Origin of the sequence: Haloterrigena salifodinae, assembly GCF_003977755.1 — an archaeon.
Lineage (GTDB): Archaea > Halobacteriota > Halobacteria > Halobacteriales > Natrialbaceae > Haloterrigena > Haloterrigena salifodinae.
Window position 1 is genome coordinate 178,683 of the sequence record NZ_RQWN01000005.1, and the last position, 26,805, is coordinate 205,487.

Genomic DNA, 26,805 nt, shown 5'->3' on the forward strand with positions numbered 1-26,805 from the left:
GCAGGCTATCATCCGTTAGCAACCGCGAGCGAGGCCGGAGGCCGAGCGAGCGGGCCGACGACTGATGTGAACGAGAGAGGGGCGACGCGAAGCGTCGCTACCGAGCGAGTGAACGGAAAGAGGAGTGCTTTTCATCGAAGTTTTCCCGAGGGTGCGCCGAAGGCGCACCCGCAGAGGAAAAGTTCGTTTTTAGTTGAGGATCGACTGTGCGACCGTCGCGAGCTGCCCGTTGTCCGCTTCCTGGAGTCGGTCGTCGCCGATCTTCAGGCGAAGGCGCGGGCGACCGACGTCGATCGGGACCTTCTCGGTGTCGATGAGGCCCATATCCTCGAGTTTGGTCTTCGTGCGGCTGAACGTGGCCTTGGACGCGATGCCGACGTCCTCGCCCCACTTGCTGATGTCGTACAGTAGGGCCTCGTTCTTGGCCGCGACGAGCAGCGAAATCGTTACTTCGTCGAGTCCGTCGCCGTCGCCGCGGGCGGTCTCGAGCGAGTTGAGGATCGACGTGAAGTCGTCCTCGGCCTCGGGGCTGATCTCCTCGGAGAGGGTCTCGCGAACGGCCGTGATCGGCGGCGTCCGGAGGTTGAATTCGGCGGCGTCGTCCCAGCGGGCCGCGTAGGTGTCGTAGGTGTCTTCGACGAAGCTCTCGTCGTCCGTGACAAGGCCGCCGACGCGGTCGCCGGCGTGGACGATGGCGATCACTCGGTCCTCGGTGACCAAAAGCGAGTTCTCGGGCGCCTCCTCGAGCGTGCGGAGCGCGAGGGCGTCCTCGCTGATGAGGTCCGCGGCGTTCGAGGCGACGATGAAGTCGTCCATGACGTCTTTTAGCGTTCGTTCGTCAGCGAGCATGTGGACGGACGGCAGGTCGCCGTCGAACGCAGTCGCGACGGAAACGAACTCTTCGATGGCGTCCCCCGACGGGTTGACCATGTAGACGTCCCCGGTCGCCTCCTCGAGTACGGAGTCGAGGATATCGTCAATCTGGTGGTTGAGTAAATTCGAGGTCATGTCTATACAGAAGTAAACGTACGGATATTACTTAATTTTGGTGGCCGAATCCACACCAGAACATCGTGTGCGACGGCGACGCCGGTAATTTTTGTCCGCGCTCTCGTCAGTTGTCCGACGAGATGGCGCCGAATCTATGTCCTGTCGGCAATCTGTTAGAACCGTCAGATCGTTCGACTGCACCGCCGTTAGCCACTCGTAAACAGTTGTAGAATTGACGATAGATATATAGTAACGATCTGTTATTGTTAGGTCGTATGGGTGTTAGCTGCGAGCGATTACGGTTGATTACGCGTGAATTCCTCTGTCGGGCGTATACGGCCGAGAGAGCGGATCGACCGACGATGCGAGCCAAGCGCGTCAGCACGTACGGCGGCCCTTGACCTCCTCCCACGACTGAAGTTGTGGGATTCTTCCGCGTGGCTGTCGGACGATGCCGATTCCACGGAGGCAACGTTCCCCACCTCAAGACTCCCGCGGTCAGACGCTTGTGATGTAGTTCACAAGTGACGGATTCACCCCACGACTACCGTCGTAGGCTCTCTCCTGTTTTCTCTGTCGGAATCACTCGACGAACCGCGATGCCAACTCCGTCGACCAGTAGACGTCGCCGTTGAAGATCACCGACGCTTCCGTTTCTTGGAGTAGCGTGGCCAGTTTCGACTTCGTCACGGTGAAATTCGACTGCGTGCCACAGAGGTAGGCGAACTCGTTGCCCTCGACGTGCGGGAAGTAGTACGAGCCCGTGACCCGCGTCGAGTAACAGTCGAACGTGACCAGGTACTCGGCGCGCTCGTCCTCGAGTTTCTCGAGTGTGAGCGTGGTCGGGACGCGGTGTTCACCCTGGGTCAGCGAGTGCGTGCCGTCGCCGACGACGGCGTAGTCTTTCCCCATCATGATACGCCTGCGCGCAAGCCCCATCGCGCGTTCGATGCTGAACCCGTGGACGAGGAGTTTGGCGAACGTCGAGCCGACTTTGACGGCGTGGTCGTTGAGGACCTTCGAGAAGGTGACCGCGCCGGCGACGCTCCCCCGCTCGATGAGCCCCATCCCCTCGTAGTAGGAGCCGCAAGCGTTGAGGAAGAACGTCTGGGTGTTACAGCGACCGAGAGACGAGGTCGAGAGGTAGCCGTCGGAACAGCGCAGGCCGTCGGTTTCGCAGTGGCCGATGTAGTGGACGAAGTCGTGGTCGTCCTCGAAGACGCGCGCGAGTTCGGCCGTCGAGAGCGATTCGTCGACGGTCACCTCCATCGAGAGCTCCTCGGATCGCTGGCGGTAGATCTCGGCGACGTCGTCGTGTTCGCCGGCCATCTCGGGATCGTTCAGGACGACGGCGATCGACGTCGAGTCGGTCGCGCGCTCGAGGTAGTCCAGCCGGTTGTGGTAGGCCTCGGGGGTCGTCTTGAAGACGTCGATCGGGACGCCGTCGGCGAGCCAGCCGTGAACCCGCCCGTTGTGGAGTTCGGGTTTGACGATGTCGACCGACGCAACCTTCCCGGTGCTCGCCCGGCTGCGGCCATCGGGGCCGTTGTTTCCGCCGCGGTAGAAGTCCTCCAGCGAGCGCTCGACGAGTTCCTTCCCTTCGAGTTCGGAGGTCCGTGGCATGTGGACTAGGCTCATCCGGTCGAGCAGAAAAGGGAGCGACTCGACGCTGTCGTAGTCAGGGCGGACGTACGTCGAGAGGTGCCAGTCGGGGAGGCGGTGTTCGATGGCGGCGTCGGGTACCTCGAGGTAGGTCGCGAGTCGGCGCTGGGGGCCGGCCTCGTAGAGTTCCTCGGCGTCGAGACCGAGGACCTCGAGCATGCTCTGCTCGGCCAGGTTCGTCCCGTAGGGGCCGGCGTTGCGGACCAGACAGTCGAAGAAAAAGGCCTTCCGGAGCAGTCGATCAACGTCGCGCTCGAGACCGGGCATCGGCGACAGCCGCTTTTCGACGGCGAACTCCGGGACGCGAAGCGTCGCGTGGCTCGGCCCGGTTGGGGGACGCTCGCGGGGTTCGATCGTCGCCTGCAGGTAGTAGGCCAGCGGCGCGGCGACGAACAGGGACTCGTAGTCGGCCGGGACGACCAGTTCGATCCCTGACGGCGAGAAGTCCTCTCGGATGCAGTCCGGAATCTCGAGGCTGTCGCCGCACTCGAGCAGCGACGGGTGGCCCCGGAGGGTCGGATAGGTACGATCCGGACCATCGGTCTTGTGGGAGGTGGCGAGATGCGTGAGTCCGGCGGCGATCCCCTCGGGCGTGTCAGGGACGGTGATGGTTCCCGCGGGGAGTTCGTGGCGACTCCGGAAGCCGATGATCACGCGCACGCGATCGGGAAATCTGACGACGGTCTCCTCGTAGCCGCCGGTTTTCTCGATCGTCGCCGTCCCGGAAAACCGGAGGTACGTCTTGATTTCCGTGTCGATGTCGACGACGTACTCGCCCGGGGACAGCGAGAGCGGCGCCCCGTCGGGGTCGAGTTCGTGTTGCTCGTCCGAGCCGAGCGAAAACGCGTAGGCGACCGCGTGGGGGAATCGGAGTTCGTCCGTCGTCACGACGACCGTCTCGTCGACGGGCCGTGGGATGTCGGGTCCGGTTCCGCCGACGACGAGACCGCTACCGCGAACCGACAGTTCGGCGTTGTCGGCGTCAGTCACGCAGAGCGCCCCGTCGTCTACCGCCCACTCTATCATTCGGTACGCTGAATGTTCCCCGGGAAAGTTAGTTGTATCGGCAGTCAAAACTTTGATAATTCAGGAGAGGTGCCGGGAGCGACCGTCGTTTGGCCGATTTCCGGCGGTGGGTTCCAATCGAATTGATACGTCGGGATCGTTCCAGCGGTGAGATTCGCCGAAGACGGGTACACTTATACAGTCGCCAGCCGGCACATCGGACATGGAGCACGAGCACGTACGGGACGTCGATCCCGCCGTCGCCGATGCACTCGAGGGAGAGGTCGACCGCCAACGAGAGACGCTGCAGATGATCGCTAGCGAGAACCACGTCAGTCAGGCGGTCATCGACGCGCAGGGCAGCGCCCTGACGAACAAGTACGCCGAGGGCTATCCCGGCTCGCGCTACTACGGCGGCTGCGAGTACGCCGACGAGGTCGAACAGTTGGCCATCGACCGCGCGACCGAACTGTTCGGCGCCGAGCACGTCAACGTCCAGCCCCACTCGGGCACGCAGGCCAACCAGGCCGTCTACTTCGCGATGCTCGAGCCCGGCGACAAGATCCTCTCGCTGGATCTCAACCATGGCGGCCACCTGAGCCACGGCCACCCGGCGAACTTCGTCGGGCAGCTCTACGAGGTCGAACAGTACGAGGTCGACGCCGAGACGGGCTACCTCGACTACGAGGGGCTGGCCGAACACGCCGAGGAGTTCGAGCCGGACATCATCGTCTCCGGCTACTCCGCGTACCCGCGTGAGATCGAGTGGGAGCGCATCCAGGAGGCCGCCGACAGCGTCGGCGCGCTCCACCTCGCGGACATCGCCCACATCACCGGCCTCGTCGCCGCCGGCGTCCACCCCTCGCCGGTCGGCACCGCCGACTTCGTCACCGGCTCGACCCACAAGACGATCCGCTCGGGTCGGGGCGGCATCGTCATGTGCGACGAGGAGTACGCCGACGACATCGACGCGGCGGTCTTCCCCGGCGGACAGGGCGGCCCGCTCATGCACAACATCGCCGGCAAGGCCGTCGGCTTCAAGGAAGCCCTCGAGCCCGAGTTCGAGGACTACGCCGAACAGACCGTCGCCAACGCGAAGGCCCTCGGCGAGCGCCTCGCCAAAAACGGCTTCTCGCTGGTTTCGGAGGGCACGGACAACCATCTCGTCCTCGTCGATCTCCGCGAGAGCCATCCCGACACCTCCGGCGGCGACGCCGAGGAGGCCCTAGAGGAGGCCGGCATCGTCCTCAACGGGAACACGGTCCCCGGCGAGACGCGCTCGCCGTTCGATCCCTCGGGCATCCGCGCGGGCACGCCCGCGCTGACCACCCGCGGCTTCGACGAGGACGACTGCCGTACGGTGGCCGACCTGATCACCCGCGTCGTCGACGACCCCGAGGACGAGGCCGTCCTCGAGGAGGTCCGCGAGGAAGTCGCGACACTGTGTGACGCGAACCCGCTGTACGAATAAGCAACGACGCCGCGGCCGCTGATTTCGGAGCCCCCTGTCACTCGCCGGCACGCGGCTTTTCCACCGGCTGGACGTACCGCCGTCAATGGCTACGAATCCGACCGGAACCGTTCTCGACGACGATCGACTGCTTGAGCTTCGCGAGACCGCGACGACGGCGGCCTCGGAACTGGCCCTCGAATTGACGCCGGTCGCCGACTTTATGGGCGCCGAGCCGGGCGACCACGTCGACTGGGGCGTCGACGAGTACGAGGGCGAACCCATGCTCGTGCTCAGCGGGATTCCGGAGCCCCAAACCGGCGACGCGCCGTACCCGCGCCAGCTCCGCGAGGAGGACGGCGAGATCGTCGCGCCCGTCCCCGATCCGCTGGTGCGCGCCGCCTCGCCGGAGGGGCTGGGACTGGACCTCGAGTCCTACGACGCCGATCGGCCGCTGCTGTTCGACGCGATAACGGCCGCCGAGACGATCGGCCTCGTTCCGGTCCGGTTCGACGACGGCGATCCGTACCGTCCCGAGCCGCTGCCGGGGACGCCGGACGACAGCGACCCCGTCGCCGAGGAGACCATCGCCCGCGAGCGCGACGGCGATCCGACCCCGCGACCCGAGACGATGGACGCGCCGATCGACGCGCTCGTGCTCGACAAGGTCATGGCTGGGGCTCCCACTGACGTTCCCGAAGCCGACGTCGTCGGGATCCTCGAGGGGATCGAAACCTACGATATCGTCGGTTCGGCCGATCACGTCGCCGGCAAACCGCCCCTCACGGTCGACGACCGGGTGGTGTGTCTGCTCGAGGACGGGGCGTGGACCGACCGAGTCGCACCGGTGCTCGAGTCGAACGCCGTCGACGTCGATGCGGACGCGCTTGAAGCCGCGCGGGAGTGTCACGAGCGACAGGCGCTCCGGCTGATCGACACCGCGGACACGGACGAGTACGGCGACCTCGAAACGACCTACCACCCCGTGGTCGTCGACGGCGAGACCGGAGCCTGAACAGTCACGGAAACTGAAACGGCTGGCCTGTTGGTGATGAGTTTAAATGCCGGTATCTAGCTATTGGACACTTCTAGTGACTATATTCTATTCTGAACTGATTATGAACGGATTCATATACGTCGGATTATATAGTTTGCGTGATGCCATCACAGAGGACTTCGATGGATCGACGACGTGTGCTTGCGACGCTCGGTACAGTGGGGGCAACGCTTGCTACCGGTGCGTCGACGAGCGCAGCAGCACAGGGGGGGAACGATCGATCCGAACGGGGAGAGGGGAACTGGAAGGACGACGGTGACGACACAGAGTCGGCAGTTCTGAAGACGGGCACCGATCGAATCAAGGCGACCTTCGATCGGCAGCTCGAACAGGAGCTCCACCACGGCGCCCAGCTGGCGATCTACCACGACGGGGAGTTCGTGGTCGATACGGCCAGCGGTCTCTCCGATCCGGAGGGGGGCGAAACGACCACGGAAACGCGACACGTTCTGTTTTCGTGTACGAAACCGTACGCCGCGGCCTGCGTCCATCTGCTCGCCCAGCGAGGCGAACTCGATTACGACGACCGCGTCGTCGAGCACTGGCCCGACTACGCTGAGGAGGGAACGCAGAAAGCGAAGACGACGATCCGCCACGTGCTCTCGCATCAGGCGGGCGTTCCGGCCGTCGAAATCGACGGCCAGGCTCACCTGTGGAGCGATCCGGACGCGATCGCCGAGGGAATGGAGGCGGCCGAACCGGTCTACGAGCCGGGGACGGAGCCGAATTACCACACGCTCAGCTTCGGCTGGCTGGTCGGGGAGATTGTTCGGAAGGTCTCCGGTCGACGGATCGACCGGTTCGCGCGGGACGAGATCTTCGAGCCCCTCGGAATGGACAACACCAGTATCGGGCTCCCCGAAGGCGAAGAGGTCGACGTCGCCACGCTAGTCGGCTTCGAACCCTACGACCAGATCACGGCGGCCAGTTCGGGCGTCCAGTCGGGAACGAACCAGGACACCGCCGATAGTTTCAACAGCGACTTCGTCCAGAAGCAGGCGATCATCCCGGCCGCGAACGGGATCGGAACGGCAAGCGACATGCTTCGGTTCTACGCCTGCCTGTTGAACGGCGGCAAACTCGAGGGCACGCGCCTGTTCACCCCGGAGACGATCGACGAGTGGACCTCGCTGCAGGCTGAGACCGACGACGACATGAGCCGGGACGTCTCCGGCCGGTTCGCGATGGGCTTCTTCCTCGGCGGCGTCGTCCAGAGCAACCTCGGCGTCACCGCGCCGCCGACGGCGTTCGGTCATGCCGGGCTCGGTAGCAGCGTCGCTTGGGCCGACCCCGAGAACGACATCGCCTTCGCGTACGTCACGAACGGCATTCGGGAGCGCACCGAACAGGACTTCCGCGTCGGCACGATGGGCGACACCGTCCGTCACGAACTCAGCAACCAGCGATCGAACCCGGGTCGCGGTCGCGCCCGGGGCCGCTGGTGGTAAGCGCCGATATCGAGCGGTAACTACCTCGATACTCGAGGACGTTTGCTACCGGACCGTCCCGTCCTGATTATGGACGGTTCGGGAGGTTCGGCGGTAATTCGCGGCTGTGAACTGTTCGGAACCGAGAGCGGCGGCGCCGGTTAGCAGATCATCGGGTTCCGGACGGCGACGCAGCTTCTATCCACGATCATGCCTATCCCACCGTCTTTGAGACGCCGTTCTGAGCACGAATCCGAGGGTTGATTAGCCTCGCGGTCGCCCACTCGAGTAATGACCGAGATCATCGACGGCGACGCCGTCGCGAGTCAGATTCGAGACGACCTGACCGACGCGATCGAGACGCTCGCCGACGCGGGCGCGCGGCCGGGGCTGGCGACCGTGCTGATGGGCGACGACCCCGCAAGCCAGACCTACGTTAACATGAAGCAACGTGACTGCGAGGAGGTCGGCATCGAGAGCTACCACGTCGACGTCGACGGCGACGCCTCGCCCGAGACGCTGTACGACGAGATCGCCGACCTCAACGCGAACGACGACGTCCACGGCTACATCGTGCAGGCGCCCGTCCCGGACCACGTCGACTACCGCGAGGTCATCCGCCGGGTCGACCCCGCGAAGGACGTCGATGGCTTCCACCCCGAGAACGTCGGCCGGCTGGTCGCCGGCGACGCCCGCTTCCGTCCCTGCACTCCCCACGGCGTCCAGAAGTTGCTCGAGGCCGCGGACGTCGACACCGAGGGCAAGGACGTGACGATCGTCGGCCGCTCGGACATCGTCGGCAAGCCGCTGGCCAACCTGCTGATCCAGAAGGCCGACGACGGCAACGCGACGGTGACGGTCTGTCACTCCCGAACGGACGATCTCGCCGCGAAGACCCGAAGCGCGGACATCGTCGTCGCCGCCGCCGGCGCGCCGGAACTCGTCGACGGCTCGATGATCGGCGAGGGCGCGGTCGTGATCGACGTCGGTGTCAACCGCGTCGACGCGGACAACGAGAAGGGGTACGAACTCGTCGGCGACGTCGAGTTCGAGAGCGCGAAGGAACGAGCGAGCGCGATCACGCCCGTCCCGGGCGGTGTCGGTCCGATGACGCGAGCGATGTTACTCTACAACACGGTCAAGGCCGCGAGCCTGCAGGAAGACGTCGACGTCGACCTGCCCTGATCGGACGACGCGATCCCTGACTGGTTTCTCGAGACTTCAGTACTCTGTTCTCCTCGAGCCGCCGGATCGTTCTCGAGCCCGCTGTGAACCCGGCGTTCGGGTGCGTCGCTCGACCGTGGGGCTTGGACTCGTCTCTCCGTTCACCCGTCGTCGAACCGAATCAGCCCGCGCTCCTCGAGTTGCATGAGAAAGTGCGCGAGCGTCTCGTCGACGGGGGCGACGCGCTCGTCGGCATGGGAGTCCGCGACGACCGATGCGATCTCGGCGACGGTATGGTCGCCGTCGCAGTGGCGCCAGACCGTCGTCCCGACGGGATCCAGCGCGAGTTCCCGCTCCCGACTCGTTCCGAAGAGGTCGAACAGGAACCGGTCGACCCGGTTCCCCGGGGTTTTCGTCCAGTAGATGGTGACTCGAGACTCGCCGTCGACGGTCGTCTCCTCCCAGTCGTCGGCGGTCCGGATCGGGACGGCCCTCGGCCCGTGCGAACTCATCGGTCCGCCGCGTCGGGTGCGTTCCGGAGCACGCTAGCCACGAAGAGCCCGACGAGCGCGACGACGGCGACGACGCCGAGGATCGTCTGCGTCTGGCCGCCGAGTCCGAGCGGGAACGGCGCTCCCTCGGCGTTTCCGATCCCGGTGATGTAGAGCGCGCCGATGACGATCCCCATGATCGCCTCGCCGGTGATCAGCCCGGCCGCGACGATCCGGCCCCTCGAGGTCGTGTGCTCGGCGAGCGATCCGTCCTCGTCGTCCTTCCGGGCCACGTACCGGTCGATGCCGGCCCGAAGCAGGCCGCCGAGGAAGATCGGTGTAGCGAGCGTGATCGGCAGGTAGATCCCGACCGCGAAGGGTAGGACGGGGACGTCCATGAGGATCAGGACGAACGCGAAGACGGCGCCGATGAGGATCATCCCCCACTGGGCGGTGCCCGTGAGGACGCCCTCGGAGATCAGCGCCATCATCCCGGCCTGTGGCGCGGGGATGGTCTCGCTCCCGATGCCGTAGGCCTGGTGGAAGAAGTACAGCACCCAGCCGGCGAACAGCGCCGAGATGGCGATCCCGATCACCTGCGCGATCTGCTGGTTTCGCGGGGTTGCGCCGAGCAGGTAGCCGGTCTTCAAGTCCTGTGAGGTGTCGCCCGCGACCGCCGCGGCGATGGCCACGACCGAGGCCGTCACCAGCACCACGACGGGGTCGCTGACGCCGGTCGATCGCAGCGCTAGCGCGGCGATCAGGATCGTCGCCACGGCCATCCCGGAGACGGGGTTCGAGGAGCTGCCGACGACCCCGACCAGGTACGCCGAGACGGCGACGAAGAGGAACGCGGCGATCACGGCGATGATCCCGCCCAGCAGGCCGACTTGGACCTGCGGGACCGCGACCAGCGCGAGCGCGATCAGGGCGGCGCCGACCACGACGACCTTCATCGGGAGGTCGCGCTGGGTGCGTTTGCGCTCGCCGGTCGCGGCCGCCCCGGAGCCGCGAATCTCCGCGACTGCGGTTCCCAGCGCGTCGGCGATCGTGCCCCGCATCGAGAGCACGGCGTAGAACCCGCCGACGATCATCGCGCCCGCGCCGACGTAGCGGATGTACTCGTCCCAGACCGCGTCGGCCTGGGTCATCAGCGCCGCGTCGGCGGCCGATTCGGGGACGAACCCGCCCGTGATGAGCAGCGGGATCAGCATCATCCAGGCGATCAGCCCGCCGCCGAACACGTAGCCGGCGATCCGCGGTCCGATGATGTAGCCGACGCCGATCAGGGCGGGCGTGAAGTCGCCGCCGATGGCGAACCCGTCGGTTTCACCCGCCGAGAACGCCGTCTGGATCGTCGTCCGGAAGGCGGCCATCCCGCTGGCCAGCCACATGTAGACGAAGCTCACGAGGAAGCCAAAGGAGATGAGTTTCACGCCCTCGTCGCCGCGCGAGCCCGCCTCGAGTACATCGGCACAGGCCGTCCCCTCCGGATAGGGAAGCTCTTCGTGTTTGTCGACGATGAGGTAGCGGCGCATCGGGATCATAAACAGGACCCCGAGCAGACCGCCCAGAATCGCCACGATCGCGGTGCTGACGATGTCGATCGGTTGATCGAGGAAGGTCACGCCCGCGATCGTGAAGATGACACCCGCCGCGAGCGCCTCGCCTGCGGAGGTCATCGTCTGGACGATGTTGTTCTCGAGGATCGTCCCGCCGATCCCGGCCTGTCGGAGCCCGTAGAAGAGGCCCATGCTGATGACCGCCGCCGGGATGGAGGCGCTGATCGTCATGCCCGAGCGCATCCCGAGATACATGTTCGCGGTCAGCATCACCACGTTGAGCGCGAGGCCGATCGCGACCGCCTTGATCGTGAGTTCGGCCACGCTCTTCCCCGCGGGGACGTACGGGGACGGTCCGCTCTCCGCCGTCTGTTCGCGCGCTGTGCGACTCTCGCTCGTATCCGGTTCTTCTTCGGATGGTCCGTGCGCCATAGTGTGTTCGTGTGTACAGGACCCCCGCGAGCGGTCGCTCGCGCCGGCCGCTGTTGGCTCGCGCAGGAACCCGTTCCATCGAGCGATCCGGGCCGATCGAGGGCGGTCCGTACGTTCGTCAGGATGTTCTCGATCGACAGTATAAGAGCGGCAAGATTTACACCGGGATAGTAAGATAATTAACCGATCGGTACCCGGCATTCGCGAGGTCGGTGCTTCCAGACCCGTCGCGGTCGCCGACTCAGTTCCCGAACCGGCCGCCCGAACCGCCGGCTCCGAACTCGAGGTCCTCGAGGCGGTCCTGCGCGCGGGTAAACGCGAGTTCGTCGCCGCAGAGGCCGTTCGCCAGGTCGCGGGCGGCCTCGATCAGTCGATCGGCGGTCCGGGGATCGACGTCGCCGTCGAGCATCCGGATACGGGTGACGTGTTCGCCGAGCGTCTCGAGAGCGCCGCGCTCGGCGGTCGTCAGGTCGCGATCCTCGGCCCAGGTGCGGATATCCCGGCGGTAGTCGCGGACGGCGTTCGCGGCGGCGAGGCCGCGCGCGCTCCGGAGGCCGGGCGGGACCTCCGCAGCGGGCGGCCGCTGGCCGCCGTCGGATCGCGGACCGCCGCCGTCGGCGTCCCGGAGCAAGGAGAGGAAGTAGAGTTCTTCGCGCTCCTCGAGGTCGATCTCCCGGCGGACGATATCGGCGACGTGGAGGAGTTCGTTTGCGGCCAGGTAGTCGTCGTCGAGTCCCCGGAGCGTGCCCGCGTTGACGAAGCCGCGCCGGCGGACGTACTCCCGACACTCCTCGCGGGCCCGCTCGGCGAGGTCGCCGACGGGCTGGTCGTCGATGGCGTTGCGGATCGCCGTGAGATCGAACGTGACCTGGAGATCGGTGTGTTCGTTCCGGTCGCCGACGCCGACGCTGTGGAGACTCCCACAGGCCGGACAGCCGACGCTGCCGGTCTCGTAGTACGACCACCGCGTCCCGCACTCCTTGCACTCGCGCTCGCCCCTGATCTTCATGAACGGTCCTACGCGCGGACGACCCAAAATCACACCGGAGTCGACCGAACGCCGCGGGGATGGCCGCCCGTTTCAGACGCGAAGGTGGTGACAGGGACACCATCCGATCGATCGGGCTCGCTCCTCCGAGGTACCGGAACCGACGCGATCGAGAAACGTTTGTGATCGGTTCGACCGCTGACGTGAGCGCCCCGAATTCCTGACAGTTACGTCGTCTACCGCCGGATTTATCGGTCGAACGGTACGAAACCGATGACGATCACGAACGGCTAGTCGACGTTCAATAGGTGATTAACGGACGGCAGTTGCAGGCCACACTGCAACCACATGGAACGTCCTTTCCAGGAATATGTCCGATTCAGAACTCAATCGACGCAAGTTCGTCGCCGCAACAGGTACCGCAGGCGCGCTCGTACTCGCTGGCTGCGCTGACAGCGGACCCGGTGGCGGAGACAACGAAAGCGAAAACGGCGAAGAGACGAACGACACCGGAAACGGGAACGAGACCGAAGGGTCGGAAGACGAGACGTATTCCCTGATGGTCACCGTCGAGGACGATCAGGAGGAACCTGTCGAGGGTGCGACCGTCACGCTCGAGCAGGCCGGCAGCGGGATGCTCGGCGGCAACGGCGGCGAGAACGAGTCGGGCAACGAGTCCAACGAATCGGACGACATGCTGGGCAGCAACGGCGAGGAAAATGACTCCGACAACGAGTCGGAAGTCGGCTCGTTCGTCCAGGAGGACAACGAATCCAACGAATCCAACGAGTCCGACGACATGCTCGGCGGCGAGAACGAGTCGGACAACGAATCGGGCAACGAGACCGAGGACGGCGGACTCGGTACCAGCGAGGAGGAGTGGCCGCGAGAAGAGGAGACCGACGAGAACGGCGAGGTCGAGTTCGACGAACTCGAGGACGGCGAGTACACCGTCACCGCGGAAAGCGAGGGCGAGGAAGCCGAAGACGACGTCGAGATCGCTGGCGACGACGAGGAGGTAACGCTGACCCTCGGCGAGAGCGGCAGCTCGGGTAACGAGTCCGGGAACGAGTCCGACGACGGCATGCTGGGCGGCAACGGCGAGGAAAACGAGTCGAACAACGAATCGGACGGCAGCTAATACCGATCGACAGCGCGCAGCGGTAGCCGACAGAAATCTGGCGGTCGATCGTCGGCCGCCGTGTCCCATCGCTTTTTCAGACGCTCATCGGGGAGCGACAGCGACGGAGTCGGAGTCGGCCGTCTCCGTCTGCCTCTCGGCGATCGGAATCGCTCGCGAACGGTTTGTGAACTGTTGTCGCTCTCAAATCGCTTCCTTATCGCCGAAAGCGTCGGCGTCGATCGGTAGCCACCGTCCCAATCCCCAGTTATTTCCATCCCGTCGATAGCTGGATCTCGAGCTACTGGGTGGAGTCGAACGACTGACCGGCACCTCCCGAGAGCAGCGCCCCCGTCGGTCCGTGTCCACCGCTGGACGACGGCTCGAACCCCGTCCGGCGACCGTTTTTTCCGTTCTCCGGCCCTAGTGGCGAGTATGCGCGACGAAGAAGAAATCCGCGAGCAGTATGAGTTCCTCACCGAGCACCTCGAGAGCGAAGACATGCGCCACGAGGGCGTCAGGCAGATGTTCACCCACTACAAGCGCGCCATCGGCTGGGTGCTCGAAGAGGAGCACATCTGATCCGCGGAACGTATCAAACGCCGAGCCGGTGTCGTTACTTTTAAGTATTCTCGGCGAAAGCGTTCAGATGACGCTTCGCTTGGAGGGCCGAAGCGTCAGCGGGGACCAATTCAGGGCGGCAAGCGATCGCGTGACACTTTTCCCGTCACGCGATCTGCTTTCCTGTTTCGAACTCACATCTCACAGCGACCGCGTTCTCAATCGCAACCGAATCTCACTGCTACTCGAAGCCGCCTTTCTCGCACTCCGATATCATTAAAATACCGAAACGATACGGACGGTGTGTAAACATGAACTGCACGTTACGTGAATTAGCGCGAGAACCCATCATAGCCGTTATCTATTCGGAATCGCACGCAAACGACGCGGTCAATCGGTAATATCGCTGTTTCGATCGAAACAACCCGATAGCCTTATTAAAATTCGACAGTAAGTGCAACTGGTACTTTCCCAATGTACGACCTGACAGGATTCCAGCGAGATCTGCTGTACGTCATCGCCGGCGAGGAGGAGCCCCACGGGCTAGCGATCAAGGAGGAACTCGAGAACTACTACGAGAAGGAGATCCACCACGGTCGACTCTACCCGAACCTCGACACCCTCGTCGACAAGGGCCTCGTCGAGAAGGGACGGCGCGACCGCCGGACGAACTTCTACACCCTGACCCGGCGCGGTCGCCGCGAACTCGAGGCTCGTCGCGAGTGGGAGGGACAGTACGTCGACCTGTAATGACGAGCCGCTCGCCTCGTCGCACGTAGCGCGTCGCTCGATCGCGCCCGATCGCTTCGCTCGCGAGTTTGCGGTTCGGCGTCGAGGATCGTCTCGTCACTTCCCTTCCTCGAGTTCCGCGGCGCTTTTCCGCGTTTCCGTCCGTCGCTCGAGGCGACGGTCGCCCTGCGAGCCGGCGCGCCGTTTATGGTAACACGCCGTGAACGACCGACAGTGAACGAGATCGCGTTGCAGATCGCCGATGCGCCGCTGGACGAGACGGTCGTCCGGATCGCGCTGGCTGGAGCGCTGGGGATGTTCCTCGGCCTCGAGCGGGAGTGGTCCCAGAAGTCGGCCGGGATCCGGACGTTCTCGCTGATCAGCCTCCTCGGAGCGGTCTTTACGCTGCTGGTCTTCGAGAGTGAGATCGGCGAAACGCTGCTCGTTCTCGGCGGCGTGCTCGTGATCGTTCAGGGCGTCCTGCTGGCAGTTCAGGGGCTGTTGAGCGAGGACGACGCCGGCCTCTCGCTGACCACCTCGGTTTCGATGCTCGTCGCCTACGGCGTCGGCGTGCTGGTCGCCGCCGGCTTCATCATCGAGGGGGTCACGGTCGCCGTCCTCTCGTCGCTGCTGTTGGTCCTCAAGCGCGAACTCCACGAGTTCGCCTGGGGGCTCTCCCACGAGGAGATGCGCTCGACGATCGAGTTCGCCATCCTCGCGTTCGTCATCTACCCGGTCCTCCCCGCCAAGGTCACCGCGGACGTCGGCGGCGTCTCGATCCCGCTCGAGCCCCAGGTGATCTGGCTGATGGTCGTCGCGGTCGCCGGCATCGGCATCGCCAACTACGCGATCGTCTCGACGTACGGCGGCCGCGGCATCGCCGTGACCGGGTTCTTCGGCGGGCTGGCCTCGTCGACGGCCGTCGTCGGGACGATGCTCGACCACGTCAACCAGCGCCCCGAGGCCGCCTCCTACGCCGTCGCCGCAATCTTGCTGGCCAACGCGGCGATGGCCGTTCGCAACCTCGCCATCGCCGTCGGGTTCACCGTCGGCAGCGGGAGTCCGATCCTCCTCGAGGCCGTCGTCCCGCTAGGCGCGGTCATCCTGGTCGCGTTCGCCGTCGCCGCCTGGACCGCCGACTGGGGCGAGTCGGGTCCGATCGAACTCGAGTCCCCCTTCTCGCTGAAGAACGCGCTCGCGTTCGGCGCCGTCTTCCTCGTCGTCCTCGTCTTCGGGTCGCTGGCCGAGACCTGGTTCGGGACGCTCGGCTTCTACGCCACCGCCGTCGCCAGCGGCTTCGTCTCGAGCGCCGGCGCGACCACCTCGGCGGTCGTCCTCTATCGCGGCGGCCAACTGGGGCCTGCGGAGGCGACCATCGCCATCCTGCTTGCGACCGTCTCGAGCATCGTCGTCAAGGCCCTGCTCGCCTCGACGTCCTCGAACGACGGCTTCCGCAATCAGGTCGCGGTCTACAGCGGTCTGTTGCTGCTCGGCGGCGCGGTTGCGACGGTCGCGATCGTCGTCTAGAGGGAGAACCGAGCGACAAACGAGAAAAGAAGATCGCCGTCACTCCTCGAAGGACCCGAACTGGTCGAAGAGTTCCTGCCGATCGAAGAACGCACGCTCTTCCCGTAGCTTAGCGTCTTCGACGACGAACCGAGCCATATCGCTGATCTCGAATCGTTCGCCGGTCGGCGGAATCCCGTCGAACTCACCCTCGTGCGTGCCGAGAGCGCGCCTTCAGACATGAGCGGATTCTCGCCGGACAGCGTCTCCTGGACGGTGATCGCCAAGTCGGGGAACGCGTCCGTGATCTCTCGAGCGTCGCTTCGAACGCCTCGCATCCCTCGATCGTGCCGGCGGTCGGCGAGGTGAACGCAAACGAGTCGGCGACGACCTCCGAGAGCCTCGAGAACGTCTTCTCGTTCCGGATGGCCGCGTATTCGGTAGCGAGTCGGTTCGGATCCGCTGCTGTTTCTGCCATTAGTTCCCACCCCGGCAACAGCTGTGTGGTGTGATAACACGATATGCTGGCTTGGGAGTTCAGCTACCGCATCCGCGTCACCGAACCAGCTATTGGGCCGATACCGCCGGCGTTCGTCCCGCTCGAGTCGGTGGACAGACGAGCGAGCATCGGCCGTTGCCGCTCCGGCCCTTCGCCGTCTCGTGAAACGGGTCGGCGCCTATTTCACTTCCGCGTGATAACACACCACGTATGGACCGCGATACGGTCGAACCGCAGGTCGGGACGATCCCCGACGAACGCGCCAGGCAGTGGGTCGACTACCACCACGGACTCGCCGCGCCGAGCACGTACGTCTACGAGTTCGTCTGGGACGCGACCGCCGAGGCCGTCGGGCCGTTCTGCACCGACGTCGACGGCAACGTCCTGCTGGACTTCACGAGTCACGTCGCCGCGGCGCCGCTGGGGTACAACAACCCCGCGATCCGCGAGAAACTCGAGGCGTTCGACCTCGTCGATCCGCTGAAGATCGCCGGCCAGGACTTCTACGTCAGCGGCGGGGGTCCCCCCGAGAATCCCGAGTTTCCGGGGCCGACCCAGTTGATGGATCGCCTGGTTGCGATGACCGACCAGTACGACATGGATCGAGTCTTCCTCTCGAACTCCGGCGCCGAGGCCGTCGAGAACGCCATCAAGATCTGCTACGCCGCGGGCGGCCGCCGCGCGTTCACCTTCGACGGGGCCTTCCACGGCCGCACGCTAGGCGCGCTCTCCCTGAATCGCTCGAAGGCCGTCCATCGCCGGGACTACCCCGAGATTCCGGGCGTCGTCAGCGTGCCCTATCCCTCGACCGACGAAGAGTACGAGCGTTGCTGGCGTACCGACGGCCCCGGCGGCAACGTCGTCGCGGACAAACTCCACCCCGAGCGCGGCGTGATCGATCCCGACGAGGTCGCCTACCTGATCCTCGAGCCGATCCAGGGCGAGGGCGGCTACCGGGTCGCCCACCCCGAGTTCGCGCGGGACCTCGAGGCGCTTCGCGACCGATACGATCTCAGCATCGTCGCCGACGAGATCCAGTCCGGAGTCGGACGGACGGGCGAACTGTGGGCCGTCGACCATCTCGATCTCACGCCGGACGTCATCACGGCTGGGAAGGGGCTGCGCGTCGGTGCGACGATCTCCCGATCGGACGTGTTCCCCGCCGAGAAGGGGCGCCTCTCCTCGACGTGGGGCGCCGGCGATATCATTGCCTCGCTGCAGGGCGCGCTGACGATCGATACCATCCACGAGGAGAACCTGCTGGCCAACGCCCGCGAGCGCGGCCGCCAGTTGCGGGCCGGACTCGAGGACGCCATCGCGGACGGCGACGCGCCCGGCGCCCTCGAGGTCCGGGGTCGCGGGCTGATGCTCGCCGTCGAGTTCGATACCAAGGAGCGCCGCGAGGCCGTCCTCGAGGCGGCCTTCGAGCGCGGGCTGCTCACCCTCGGCTGTGGCTACAAGACGCTGCGCCTGCTGCCGCCACTCGACGTTACCGAACGCGAGATCGATCTGGGAACGGAGCTGCTGCTCGAGGCCGTCACGGACGTCGCTCCCGTATTCGAGTGAGAGCGCCGCCCTCCGGCGGCTGAATCCGCACGTCGTCGTACGAAAGCCCGTCGCTCTTCCCCCGTCCGTGCGAACACAACGTACAATGATCGGCGCATTCACGGTCGGTAAGAAAGCGGTGAAGTTCGGGTACAAACGGTACGGTATTCCGGGCGCGATCGCGTCGGGCGGGATCGTCCTGGCCGGCTACGTCGCTGTTCGCCGCGCGCTGAAATCGCAAACCGGCGCCGACGACGCGACGCTCGATTCGGCCATCGACGCCGAGTCGATCAAATCGGCCGTCGAAGAGGACGGCCTGCAGGCCGTAACCGACACGCAAACGCTCGACGACGCGATCAACCAGGACGAACTGGGATCGTCCGTCGATACGGACGACGTCCAGTCGTCGGTCTCTGATCAGACCGACGAGTTCACCGGCGAACAGAATCAGAGCTGAGACGTTCAACGGTCGACACGACCGTCGACGGGCGAGCCGATCCAACGAGTGAGCTCGAACACCGCCGATTCCCGCCTTCCGTTCTCGAGCGAGCCGATAGCTGACCCGTCCGTGGATCGATCGCTGCCGTCGCTTGCGCGGATCGGCGACGAAGGCCGGTTCGTCCGGCAACGGCAGCGGCGGTATCGGGACTCCGGTACGGACGGCGGCCGAAAACTTGAGTGATGCGGGACATGGTCACTGTGTGAACAGAACGCGCGTCTCTTTCCGAACCGGTACCGTTCCACCGGTATGCTGATCGTCGACTACCGCGTCGATTCTCCCCTTCTCATGGCGGCGCTCGACCGGGCGCCGAACACCACGGTCGACAGCGAGGAGCAGTACCTCACCGAAACGGGGGAGATCCGATGGCTCTTCTGGGCGGAGGGAGACCAGCAGTCCGCGTTCGAGGCCGGTCTCGACGACGACCCGACCGTCACCGAACGCAAACTGCTCGTGGAGAGCGGTCCGCGGCGGTTGTACCGCGTCTTTCTGACCGATCGCGGGCGTGACGGCACGACGTTTCCGCTGTGGAGCGAACTCGACATCGTCCTGCTCGAGGCGAGCGCCACGCACGACGGGTGGGAGAACCGCATGCGAATCCCGGACAGGGAAACGCTCGCGCGGTACCGGTCGGCCCTGCGCGACCGAGACCTCGACTTCCAGCTCCGGTCGCTCTATCGGGAGGCCGACGCGGACTGCTCCGCCGAGTCCCAGTTGACCGACGACCAGTACGCGGCGCTGGCGGCGGCGTACGACGCCGGCTACTTCGACGTCCCGCGAACGACTACGCAGACCGAACTCGCGGCGACGCTGAACATCTCCTCGCAGGCGCTTTCGGAGCGCCTGCGACGCGGGACCGCGACGCTCGTTCGGGAGGTGCTGCTACGGACCCGGTCTTAACTGCCTCAAGATTCAGGGACGCGATGCATCCGTTCGAACGGCCACTACCGATACGAATGACCGATCAAACGCTCGATCGCGTGTTCTCGACGCTCGGAGACTCACGGCGGCGTCTCGTTTGCCGACACCTCGCACGCACCGACGAGCACGTCGTTTCCGTCGGGGAACTGAGCGCGTTCGTCGACGACGCTCGCACCGAACGGTCGTCCGCAACGAGCGACGACCGCCAATCCCGAATCGCGACGCGACTGTATCACGTCCACCTGCCGGCGCTCGACGACGCGGATATCGTCGATTACGACGCGAAAAACGAGTCGGTGGCGATCGACTCGGCCTTTCCGATCGCCGTCGATCTCCTTCAGTCGGTCGACGACCGGCCCGAGCGGCCCGACGGCGTCCCGACGATCGATTGACGTCGCGTTACTCGCCGCGGATCTCGGTCATGTGGTCGATACGGCGCTGAACGAGGTCGGGTTTGCCGATGTCGTGGCGCACGTGGAGCCCCTCGTCGCCGGCGACCTCGAGGGCGTCCTCCGCGATTTCCTCGGCCTCGGTGATCGAGTCGGCGACGCCGACGAGGGCGAACGCGCGGGAGGTGGTCGTGTAGATGCCGTCGTCGCGCTCGTCCACACTGGCGTAGTAGAGCACGGCGTCGCCCGCGCTCTCCTCGTCGACCTGCACCTTCGCGCCGGCCTCGGGATCGGTCGGATACCCCTCGGGGACGGCGTACTTACAGACCGTCGCCTGGGAGGCGAACTCGAGCTCCGGCGGCGCCTCGCCGTCCCGAGCCGCGGTGAGCACGTCGAGGAAGTCGGTCTCGAGGACGGGGAGGGTGTTCATCGCCTCTGGGTCGCCGAAGCGGGCGTTGAATTCGACGACGCGGGGGCCGGTCTCGGTCAGCATGAACTGGCCGTAGAGGATGCCCCGATAGTCCTCGAGGGCGTCGACGGTCGCCTCGATAATCGAGACAGCCTCGTCGTACTCGTCCTCGGTCATGAAGGGGAGGTGGGTCGTCGCGTCGGAGTAGCTGCCCATCCCGCCCGTGTTCGGCCCCTCGTCGCCCTCGTAGGCGCGCTTGTGGTCCTGAACCGCGGGCGCGGTGCGGAACTCGCCGTTGGCGACGAATGCCTGGACGGTGAACTCCTCGCCGATCAGCCGCTCCTCGAGGACGATCCGGTCGTAGTCGGACTCGCGGATGTACTCCTTGCCCTCCTCGGCGGTGACCTGATCGCCGATGACCTTCACGCCCTTCCCGCCAGTGAGGCCGGCGGGCTTGATCGCGAGGTCGCCGTCGTACTCGTCGATGAAGTTACAGGCCGCGTCCATGTCGTCGAAGGTCTCGAAGTCCGGACAGCCCGGGACGTCGTTCTCCCGCATGAACCGGCGCTGGAACGCCTTGTCCGTCTCGATCCGGGCGTCTTCCTCCTTCGGGCCGAACGGGTAGACCCCCGCGGCCTCGAGTTCGTCCGCGACGCCGGCTTCCAGCGGCGACTCGGGGCCGATGACGGCGATCGTCGCGCCGACGTCCTCCGCGTACTCGACGACGGCCTTCGGATTCGTCGTCTCGAGCGTCTCGAAGTCGGTCGCGATCTCGGCGATACCCGGATTTCGGTTCCCCGCACAGGCGTAGAGGTCGGCCTCGCTGTCCTCAAGCGCGCGAGCGATGGCGTGTTCGCGGCCACCGCCGCCGATCAGGAGCACGTTCTCTCGCATGGTCGATAGCGGGACGCACGAACCTGTAAGCGTTGCTCTTTCCTCGAGTCGAACCTATGCACGATCATGAGGGGTTTGGTGGCTATCGACGGCTCACGAGTTCGCCGTCCGTGACCGGTCGGCGATTCGCGTTCCGACTGACCGGCAGACACCGAATCCGGCGAGCAAGAGCGCAGTGGTCGCAACCGCGGCGATCGCTCCGTTCGTTACGCCCAGCGAAAGAAATACCGCTGCTGTGGCCGTGGTAGCCCTGTAGATCCGGTTGACATCCCAGTCCGCGAGGACGGATTGGAACGCAGGCAGATCTCAGTCGTGTTTGGTGAGAACAATACCCCTTCTGACACTCAGATGAGACGGCCTCGAGCGTTCGTTAGCGCCGTCGTCACTCGCCTCCATTCGGGCCGCGTCCGCTGAGGCGATCGATCAGTTCCCACAGACCGGCGAGCACGACGGTAAAGAAGACGGCCGCAGCTAACTCGGCGGCGAATTCCGTCGGCAACGCGACTTGCGAGGTAGACGGCAAATCCGCTCACGAAACCTCTGGCGGTCACGGTACCGATCCGCTCGAGCAGCGCAGTTCCGAGGACGAGCATATTTCGCACTCGCTCCCACAGAAATAGTACATTACTGACTGTACCTCGCACGTAGAACAACAGAATCTCCGCATCCTGTCGGTCGCCTCAGCGGACTGCGTCCGACCGCTCGTAGCGCGTAGCGACACAGTATCCTCGAGCCGAAATATGCTCGGTCGTGGCTATCCGCTGTCGCGGTCACCGAGTGACGCCGGTTTCATCCGATAGTTCGGTGCAATTATAAAACACAGGAACGAACACGAACGCCGTAGTCGATGGTCACACCGCGCACCCTCGAACGTTCTCCCTCCTGGCTGGGGTTCGCTCCCATCCTCGTTGCGAACCTGCTTCCGTTCGCTGGCATCCTCGCGTTCGGCTGGGACGCGGCGACGCTGGTGACGGTCTACGCGCTCGAGGTGGTTCTGGCGTTTCCGCTCACGGCGGCGAAGGCGCTGTTCGCCCGGCAGCCGCCGAAAATTGTCGACGACGGGGAACCTAGCGTCTCGGACGAACTGAAGCAGCGACGCGGCAGCGTGGAACTGGTATCGTGGCTCCCGCCGGTCTACCCCCGGAACGTGCCGTTCGTCGGCACCGTCTTCACCTGGTTCGCGGGTATATCGATGGTCGTCGCGATGGCCATTAGCGCGGCGATTCCCGTCGCGGACGTGCTCTGGCGATCGGAGGTGGTGCTGAGCGTCGTCGCCCTCGTGGCCGCCACCGCGGCCGACACGTGGCGCGACTACTTCCGCGGCGGCCGCTACGAGACGGTCTCCGCCTACGAAGTCGTTCAGGCGCACCTCGGCCAGATGTTCCTTCTCGCGTTCGTCCTCATGGCAGTCGCGAGTCCCGAAGACGTCGGCGGGGTCGCGCTCCTCGCCGGATTCGTCTTCGTCAAGGTGCTCGTCGAGTGGGCGTCCTTCCGCGCGGCCCACGGCAAACCGGGACGACTCACCGGCTGGCTCGCCGGTCCGGACGATCCGACGGAGCCGGCCGATCCGCCGGCGGTACCCGACGGCGACCCCGACGTTCGGATTTCGACCGACGACACCGCCGTCCTGTACACCGCCATCCACCAGACGCTCTTCAGAACCGTCTTTCTCGCACAGTGGATTCTGATTTCGTTGGTCGTCGTGCTCTCGGTAGTCTCCGGCGACGACACCCCGCTGTCGCTCACGGTCGGTACCGGCGTCGTGTTCGCGCTCCTGCTCCTGGTGATTCCCGCGGCGGAGTTCGTGGAGACCGTTCTCAGGTACGGACCGCTGGAGTACCGCCGGTACGAGGATCGACTCGTCGCGTACGATACGTGGGTCGACGAACCGCAGTGGTCCGTCCCCCTTCAGGAGCTCCGGGACGCCACGGTTGTCGTCGATCACCTCCCGGACCACCTGCTCGGGACGCGGACCTTCGACGTCACGATGGGGTGGGGCGACGACGAGTTCCAGCGGGATCTCGGTCCCGTGGCCGATCCCGACGCGTTCGTCTCCGCGTTCGAGTTACGGATGCGGACGGCGGAACTGGACCCGATCGATCGACGGCTCGCAGGGGCCGCGGTCGTTCTCGGCGTCGGGTTCGCCGGAGCCCTCGTCCTCACGTACAGGCCGTGGACGTCGGTTATCGCGCTGCTCCCGGTCTCGTTTTTACTCCCGTTCTCGTTGGCCATCCCGTGGGGTCTCTGGAGACTGGCGTATCCGAGCCTCGAGTGATCGATGTCGAGTGGTGGATCGATCCTCGAGGTTTCGATCCGCACTCGAGGAACGCGGAGCAACAGCCGGTGACGACGCGAACTGACGGGTCTCGAGCGTCCGTCGATCACTCGCCAGTCGAGCCCGGCGACAGCCACGGACCGTCGGGGACTCACAGCGAGCATCACGGCCGCTTCGAGTCTATCGAGGAACGCGGCTTCGAGTACGAACCCTCCGATATCGGTGGCTCGTCACCCTGAGCGCAGCGACGTCACTCGCCGTCGTTCGGTTCGCGTCCGACGAGTCGATCCACCAGTTCCCACGGTACGGCGAGCACGATGGTGAAGAAGACGGCCGCAGCTAACTGGGCGAAGAGTCCGTCAGTGACGCGAATCGCGAGATAGCAGGCCAGACCGCTCACGAGACCCCTAACGAGTAGAGTACCGACCTGTTCGATCGACGTGATCCCGAGTGCGGGCACATCCTGTATTCGGCTCTGAATACTATTACATTATTGATCTAATTTCAGGCATAGAACAGCGGCGGTCGTCGACCCCCACCGTACTCCTCGTCGGAGAGGTGGACCTCGAGCGCGGCCTCGCCCTCGTTACCTAGCAACTGATCCAGCACGTCCACGGCCGCGTCGCGGTGCAGCGGCTGGTTGTCGTTGCCACACTGGTCGTCCATCACGCAGGCCGGACAGCCGTCGACGTTCCCGCAGTCGCAATCCGCGATGAGGTCTCGAGCGCGTTCGGCGACGGCCTCGTAATTCTCGTAGATCGCCCGTGCGAAGCCCAGCCCGCCCTCGATCCCGTCGTAGATGAACCAGCCGCTGGCGGGCGTGCGCTCGAGGCCGTTCGCGATCTCCCGCACCGTGGCCTCGGCCGCGGCGATGTTTCGCGGCGCGCCGTCACCGCCTGGGCTCCCCGCAGCACCGAACCCCTGGTTCCCGTCCGCCTCCGCTCCTTGCTCCTGATCGAGATGAGAATCGATTGTCAACGTCGCCAGCCCGCCCAAATCGCGTTTGTCGACCATCAACTCGAGCGGGGCGACGCCGATTGTCGCGTGTTCGGCGGCGTGGAGGCCCCCCGCGTAACCGAGGTGGGCCGTCTCGGCCAGCCCGTCCTCGAGTTCGGGCACCTCGAAGCTCCGGTACTTCTCGATCAGCGCCCGCTCGACGTACTGGGGGACATCGAGCCAGCACAGTTGGGTCTCCATCTCGAGCGGCGGGTTCTCGGTGGGGATTCCCTGCTCTTTCTTCTTGCCGCCGTGGACCGCGACCTTGTCGTAGGTGCCGTGGTAGACGAGTACCCGGCCGCGGCCGAAGTGGAGCGTGAAGTCGCCGATGTCGCGGGACTCCTCGGAAACCGCGTCGAGGACCGTTACGTCGGTTCGGGTGCGCGTGTAGTAGTCGACGTCCGTCGGGTGGACCGTCACCGAGGGCCGTGGTGCGCCGTGGTCGACGTCGACGACCTCGTACTGCTGGCCCTGGTGGAGCCGAACCGCGCCCTCGTGGAAGTCCCGCAGCACGCGCTCCCTCGCCAGCGGCTCCATTCCCGGATCGTGGTGCTTGTCGACGCCGTCCGCGAGGTCGACCTCGTACTCCTCACCCGTCGTCGCGTACAGCGAGATCGTCTGCTGCGGACGGGGCGGTCCCACGTAGGAGACGCCCGTCTCGAGGCGTCCCCGCAACTGGCCCGCGCGCCGCCACATCTCGATCGCCCGCTCGAGGCGCTCGCGGTCGGCGAGCGCACCGACGTCCGACTCGTCAATTGCGAGTTCGTCGGCCGCACAGCGCAGGTGCTGGGCGAACACCGCGTCGTTGTCCACGTCGACAACCGCGTCCTCGACGTCGGACTCGAGGAGGTAATCGGGGTTGTTCACGACGTACTGGTCGAGCGTGCGGTGCTCGGCGACGAGCACCGAGAGCGCGCGCTTCGTTCCGCGACCCGCGCGGCCGATCTGCTGCCAGAACGACTGGCGCTGGCCCGGATAGCCCAGTTGGACTGTCGCGTCCATCTCGCCGATGTTGATCCCCAGCTCGAGGGCGTTCGTCGAGGCGACGCCGTCCAGCACGCCGGTCTTGAGCTGGTGTTCGGTGCCGTGGCGCTTCTTCCGTGAGTGGCCCGCGTGGTAGGGCTCGATCGCACTCCCGCGGTCGGGGTTCGTGTAGTAACGCCGGTTATCGTGACGGTGTTTCGACGCCCGCTTGACCGAGAGTTCGGCGAGTTTCCTCGAGGGAGTAAACAGCAGCGTCTGGGCGTCGTTGTAGGTCAGATTCGAGAGTAGCCGCGGGGCCTCGACGGTGGCGGGGACGCGCTCGACGACGGTGTCCCCTGAGTCGGGATCGCCGGTGGATTCGGTCTCGGCGTCGTCCTCGCGCCACTCGTCGCGCTCGTCCGCTGTGTCTTCCCGCGCTCGAGGGGGCGGATTCCAGAGCACGAGATCCCGCGGCCCCGTCGGCGAGCCGTCCTCGTCGACGACGGTCACGGACTCGTCGATCAGCGCCGCGGAGTGCTCGCCCGGGTTGCCGATCGTCGCGCTTGTCAGGACGAACTGCGGGTCTGCGTCGTAGTACTCGAGGACCCGCTTCAGCCGGCGGACGATCCAGGCGACGTGCATTCCGTGGACGCCCGTGTAGGTGTGGGACTCGTCGATCACGACGAGGTCACAAGCCGAGAGGAACCGCGCCCAGCGGTCGTGGTCGTGGAGGTACGTGTTCACGCCCGCGAAGTTCGAGATGATGACGTCGGCTTCCTTGCGGATCCGCTTGCGGTTGCTCCCGCGCTCGGTGTCGCCGTCGTAGACGCGGACCGTGATCTCGAGGCCCAACTGATCGAAGAGGTCGTTCAACTCGCGCTCCTGATCCCGCGAGAGCGCCTTCGTCGGGTAGAGGACGTACGCCGTCGCGTCCTCGTTCCGGGCGCAGGCCTCGAGGTAGTTTCTGGCGATCTGCAGCGCGTAGATCCGGGTCTTCCCCGAGGACGTGCTCGTCGCGACGCAAATGTTCTCGTCGCGGGCCAGCGCCTCGAGTGCTTCCGCCTGATGCGAATAGAGATCGTGCTCGAGCGGATCGGCCAGTTCGGGGCGGAGCGCGCGCTCGTTCGGGACGGTCGACGCCTCTCGACCGGGGCGCTCGAGGACGGTGATGTCGTCCTCGTCGCGATACCCGGGGAAGGTGTCGACCAGTTCGTCGCCGGTAACCGGGACGTCCGCATCTCCGAATTCGGGGTCTCGTTCGCTGCTCATGG

The 26,805-nt window shown here is 65.5% G+C and carries 21 protein-coding genes and 1 pseudogene; 13 read left to right on the forward strand and 9 right to left on the reverse strand.

The window, feature by feature from the left end:
- Positions 1 to 189 precede the first annotated feature (189 nt).
- Positions 190 to 1,008 carry a transcriptional regulator TbsP gene (tbsP, locus tag EH209_RS21045; RefSeq protein WP_008895425.1) on the reverse strand — a complete coding sequence of 273 codons (819 nt, stop codon included), beginning with the start codon at positions 1,006 to 1,008 and terminating at the stop codon, positions 190 to 192.
- Between the two features lie 564 nt (positions 1,009 to 1,572).
- On the reverse strand, positions 1,573 to 3,678 hold the full coding sequence (locus tag EH209_RS21050; RefSeq protein ID WP_126664772.1) for a hypothetical protein: 2,106 nt from the start codon (positions 3,676 to 3,678) through the stop codon (positions 1,573 to 1,575).
- A gap of 202 nt (positions 3,679 to 3,880) precedes the next feature.
- Between EH209_RS21050 and glyA the strand changes: the two genes are divergently transcribed.
- The 4 genes from glyA (at position 3,881) to folD (ending at position 8,776) form a co-directional block, all read left to right on the forward strand.
- The gene (gene glyA, locus EH209_RS21055; protein WP_126664773.1) at positions 3,881 to 5,128 is read left to right on the forward strand and encodes a serine hydroxymethyltransferase; all 1,248 of its coding nucleotides are present in this window, start codon (positions 3,881 to 3,883) and stop codon (positions 5,126 to 5,128) included.
- Positions 5,129 to 5,213: 85 nt separating this feature from the next.
- Positions 5,214 to 6,122 carry a hypothetical protein gene (locus tag EH209_RS21060; protein ID WP_126664774.1) on the forward strand — a complete coding sequence of 303 codons (909 nt, stop codon included), beginning with the start codon at positions 5,214 to 5,216 and terminating at the stop codon, positions 6,120 to 6,122.
- A gap of 164 nt (positions 6,123 to 6,286) precedes the next feature.
- Complete coding sequence (locus EH209_RS21065) at positions 6,287 to 7,612, forward strand: serine hydrolase domain-containing protein (protein WP_126664775.1); 1,326 nt, start codon at positions 6,287 to 6,289, stop codon at positions 7,610 to 7,612.
- 270 nt (positions 7,613 to 7,882) lie between these two features.
- Positions 7,883 to 8,776: a bifunctional methylenetetrahydrofolate dehydrogenase/methenyltetrahydrofolate cyclohydrolase FolD gene (gene folD / locus EH209_RS21070; protein WP_126664776.1), complete on the forward strand. Its 894-nt coding sequence runs from the start codon at positions 7,883 to 7,885 to the stop codon at positions 8,774 to 8,776.
- A gap of 140 nt (positions 8,777 to 8,916) precedes the next feature.
- On the opposite strand, the gene EH209_RS21075 is transcribed toward folD, so the two are convergent.
- From EH209_RS21075 to EH209_RS21085, 3 genes are all read right to left on the reverse strand, one after another.
- Positions 8,917 to 9,267 carry a PqqD family protein gene (locus EH209_RS21075; RefSeq protein ID WP_126664777.1) on the reverse strand — a complete coding sequence of 117 codons (351 nt, stop codon included), beginning with the start codon at positions 9,265 to 9,267 and terminating at the stop codon, positions 8,917 to 8,919.
- Positions 9,264 to 11,240 (reverse strand): OPT family oligopeptide transporter, encoded by a 1,977-nt coding sequence (locus tag EH209_RS21080; protein ID WP_126664778.1) that lies wholly within the window; start codon positions 11,238 to 11,240, stop codon positions 9,264 to 9,266. The genes EH209_RS21075 and EH209_RS21080 overlap by 4 nt, the downstream gene beginning before the upstream one ends.
- Positions 11,241 to 11,481: 241 nt before the next feature.
- On the reverse strand, positions 11,482 to 12,249 hold the full coding sequence (locus EH209_RS21085) for a DUF7117 family protein (RefSeq protein WP_126664779.1): 768 nt from the start codon (positions 12,247 to 12,249) through the stop codon (positions 11,482 to 11,484).
- A 349-nt stretch (positions 12,250 to 12,598) separates the two neighbouring features.
- On the opposite strand from EH209_RS21085, the gene EH209_RS21090 reads away from it, so the two are divergent.
- The 4 genes from EH209_RS21090 to EH209_RS21100 all read left to right on the forward strand — a co-directional run bounded on the left by EH209_RS21090 (position 12,599) and on the right by EH209_RS21100 (position 16,165).
- Entirely contained in the window at positions 12,599 to 13,369 is a 771-nt protein-coding gene (locus EH209_RS21090; protein ID WP_126664780.1) for a hypothetical protein, read from the forward strand.
- A 414-nt stretch (positions 13,370 to 13,783) separates the two neighbouring features.
- Positions 13,784 to 13,930 carry a hypothetical protein gene (locus EH209_RS24275; RefSeq protein WP_008895435.1) on the forward strand — a complete coding sequence of 49 codons (147 nt, stop codon included), beginning with the start codon at positions 13,784 to 13,786 and terminating at the stop codon, positions 13,928 to 13,930.
- Positions 13,931 to 14,383: 453 nt separating this feature from the next.
- Positions 14,384 to 14,659, forward strand: a complete 276-nt coding sequence (locus EH209_RS21095; RefSeq protein ID WP_008895436.1) for a PadR family transcriptional regulator — start codon at positions 14,384 to 14,386, stop codon at positions 14,657 to 14,659.
- 213 nt (positions 14,660 to 14,872) lie between these two features.
- Positions 14,873 to 16,165 (forward strand): MgtC/SapB family protein, encoded by a 1,293-nt coding sequence (locus EH209_RS21100; protein WP_126664781.1) that lies wholly within the window; start codon positions 14,873 to 14,875, stop codon positions 16,163 to 16,165.
- A gap of 39 nt (positions 16,166 to 16,204) precedes the next feature.
- Here EH209_RS21100 and EH209_RS21105 read toward each other — a convergent pair.
- Positions 16,205 to 16,354, reverse strand: a pseudogene (locus EH209_RS21105) (ester cyclase); the annotation flags it as partial.
- Positions 16,355 to 16,853: 499 nt separating this feature from the next.
- Here EH209_RS21105 and EH209_RS21110 point away from each other — a divergent pair.
- The 4 genes from EH209_RS21110 to EH209_RS21125 all read left to right on the forward strand — a co-directional run bounded on the left by EH209_RS21110 (position 16,854) and on the right by EH209_RS21125 (position 20,000).
- Entirely contained in the window at positions 16,854 to 18,209 is a 1,356-nt protein-coding gene (locus tag EH209_RS21110; protein WP_126664783.1) for an aminotransferase class III-fold pyridoxal phosphate-dependent enzyme, read from the forward strand.
- A gap of 85 nt (positions 18,210 to 18,294) precedes the next feature.
- Entirely contained in the window at positions 18,295 to 18,645 is a 351-nt protein-coding gene (locus EH209_RS21115; protein WP_126664784.1) for a hypothetical protein, read from the forward strand.
- 291 nt (positions 18,646 to 18,936) lie between these two features.
- Positions 18,937 to 19,587: a helix-turn-helix domain-containing protein gene (locus EH209_RS21120; protein ID WP_126664785.1), complete on the forward strand. Its 651-nt coding sequence runs from the start codon at positions 18,937 to 18,939 to the stop codon at positions 19,585 to 19,587.
- Positions 19,588 to 19,643: 56 nt separating this feature from the next.
- A complete protein-coding gene (locus EH209_RS21125) occupies positions 19,644 to 20,000 on the forward strand; it encodes a DUF7344 domain-containing protein (RefSeq protein ID WP_126664786.1) in 357 nt (118 codons plus the stop codon).
- A gap of 7 nt (positions 20,001 to 20,007) precedes the next feature.
- Here the strand turns inward: EH209_RS21125 and purD are convergent, their stop codons facing one another.
- A complete protein-coding gene (gene purD / locus EH209_RS21130) occupies positions 20,008 to 21,300 on the reverse strand; it encodes a phosphoribosylamine--glycine ligase (RefSeq protein ID WP_126664787.1) in 1,293 nt (430 codons plus the stop codon).
- A gap of 847 nt (positions 21,301 to 22,147) precedes the next feature.
- Here purD and EH209_RS21135 point away from each other — a divergent pair.
- The gene (locus EH209_RS21135; protein ID WP_126664788.1) at positions 22,148 to 23,575 is read left to right on the forward strand and encodes a DUF6498-containing protein; all 1,428 of its coding nucleotides are present in this window, start codon (positions 22,148 to 22,150) and stop codon (positions 23,573 to 23,575) included.
- Between the two features lie 250 nt (positions 23,576 to 23,825).
- On the opposite strand, the gene EH209_RS21140 is transcribed toward EH209_RS21135, so the two are convergent.
- Both EH209_RS21140 and EH209_RS21145 read right to left on the reverse strand, forming a co-directional pair.
- A complete protein-coding gene (locus EH209_RS21140) occupies positions 23,826 to 24,035 on the reverse strand; it encodes a hypothetical protein (protein ID WP_126664789.1) in 210 nt (69 codons plus the stop codon).
- A gap of 44 nt (positions 24,036 to 24,079) precedes the next feature.
- Positions 24,080 to 26,803: a DEAD/DEAH box helicase gene (locus EH209_RS21145; RefSeq protein ID WP_126664790.1), complete on the reverse strand. Its 2,724-nt coding sequence runs from the start codon at positions 26,801 to 26,803 to the stop codon at positions 24,080 to 24,082.
- Positions 26,804 to 26,805: the final 2 nt, after the last annotated feature.

Bases quoted from the DNA above. Each gene is read 5' to 3' on its own strand.
- tbsP (WP_008895425.1), bottom strand. From the start codon at position 1,008: ATGACCTCGAATTTACTCAACCACCAGATTGACGATATCCTCGACTCC.
- EH209_RS21050 (WP_126664772.1), bottom strand. From the start codon at position 3,678: ATGATAGAGTGGGCGGTAGACGACGGGGCGCTCTGCGTGACTGACGCC.
- glyA (WP_126664773.1), top strand. From the start codon at position 3,881: ATGGAGCACGAGCACGTACGGGACGTCGATCCCGCCGTCGCCGATGCA.
- EH209_RS21060 (WP_126664774.1), top strand. From the start codon at position 5,214: ATGGCTACGAATCCGACCGGAACCGTTCTCGACGACGATCGACTGCTT.
- EH209_RS21065 (WP_126664775.1), top strand. From the start codon at position 6,287: ATGGATCGACGACGTGTGCTTGCGACGCTCGGTACAGTGGGGGCAACG.
- folD (WP_126664776.1), top strand. From the start codon at position 7,883: ATGACCGAGATCATCGACGGCGACGCCGTCGCGAGTCAGATTCGAGAC.
- EH209_RS21075 (WP_126664777.1), bottom strand. From the start codon at position 9,267: ATGAGTTCGCACGGGCCGAGGGCCGTCCCGATCCGGACCGCCGACGAC.
- EH209_RS21080 (WP_126664778.1), bottom strand. From the start codon at position 11,240: ATGGCGCACGGACCATCCGAAGAAGAACCGGATACGAGCGAGAGTCGC.
- EH209_RS21085 (WP_126664779.1), bottom strand. From the start codon at position 12,249: ATGAAGATCAGGGGCGAGCGCGAGTGCAAGGAGTGCGGGACGCGGTGG.
- EH209_RS21090 (WP_126664780.1), top strand. From the start codon at position 12,599: ATGTCCGATTCAGAACTCAATCGACGCAAGTTCGTCGCCGCAACAGGT.
- EH209_RS24275 (WP_008895435.1), top strand. From the start codon at position 13,784: ATGCGCGACGAAGAAGAAATCCGCGAGCAGTATGAGTTCCTCACCGAG.
- EH209_RS21095 (WP_008895436.1), top strand. From the start codon at position 14,384: ATGTACGACCTGACAGGATTCCAGCGAGATCTGCTGTACGTCATCGCC.
- EH209_RS21110 (WP_126664783.1), top strand. From the start codon at position 16,854: ATGGACCGCGATACGGTCGAACCGCAGGTCGGGACGATCCCCGACGAA.
- EH209_RS21115 (WP_126664784.1), top strand. From the start codon at position 18,295: ATGATCGGCGCATTCACGGTCGGTAAGAAAGCGGTGAAGTTCGGGTAC.
- EH209_RS21120 (WP_126664785.1), top strand. From the start codon at position 18,937: ATGCTGATCGTCGACTACCGCGTCGATTCTCCCCTTCTCATGGCGGCG.
- EH209_RS21125 (WP_126664786.1), top strand. From the start codon at position 19,644: ATGACCGATCAAACGCTCGATCGCGTGTTCTCGACGCTCGGAGACTCA.
- purD (WP_126664787.1), bottom strand. From the start codon at position 21,300: ATGCGAGAGAACGTGCTCCTGATCGGCGGCGGTGGCCGCGAACACGCC.
- EH209_RS21135 (WP_126664788.1), top strand. From the start codon at position 22,148: ATGGTCACACCGCGCACCCTCGAACGTTCTCCCTCCTGGCTGGGGTTC.
- EH209_RS21145 (WP_126664790.1), bottom strand. From the start codon at position 26,803: ATGAGCAGCGAACGAGACCCCGAATTCGGAGATGCGGACGTCCCGGTT.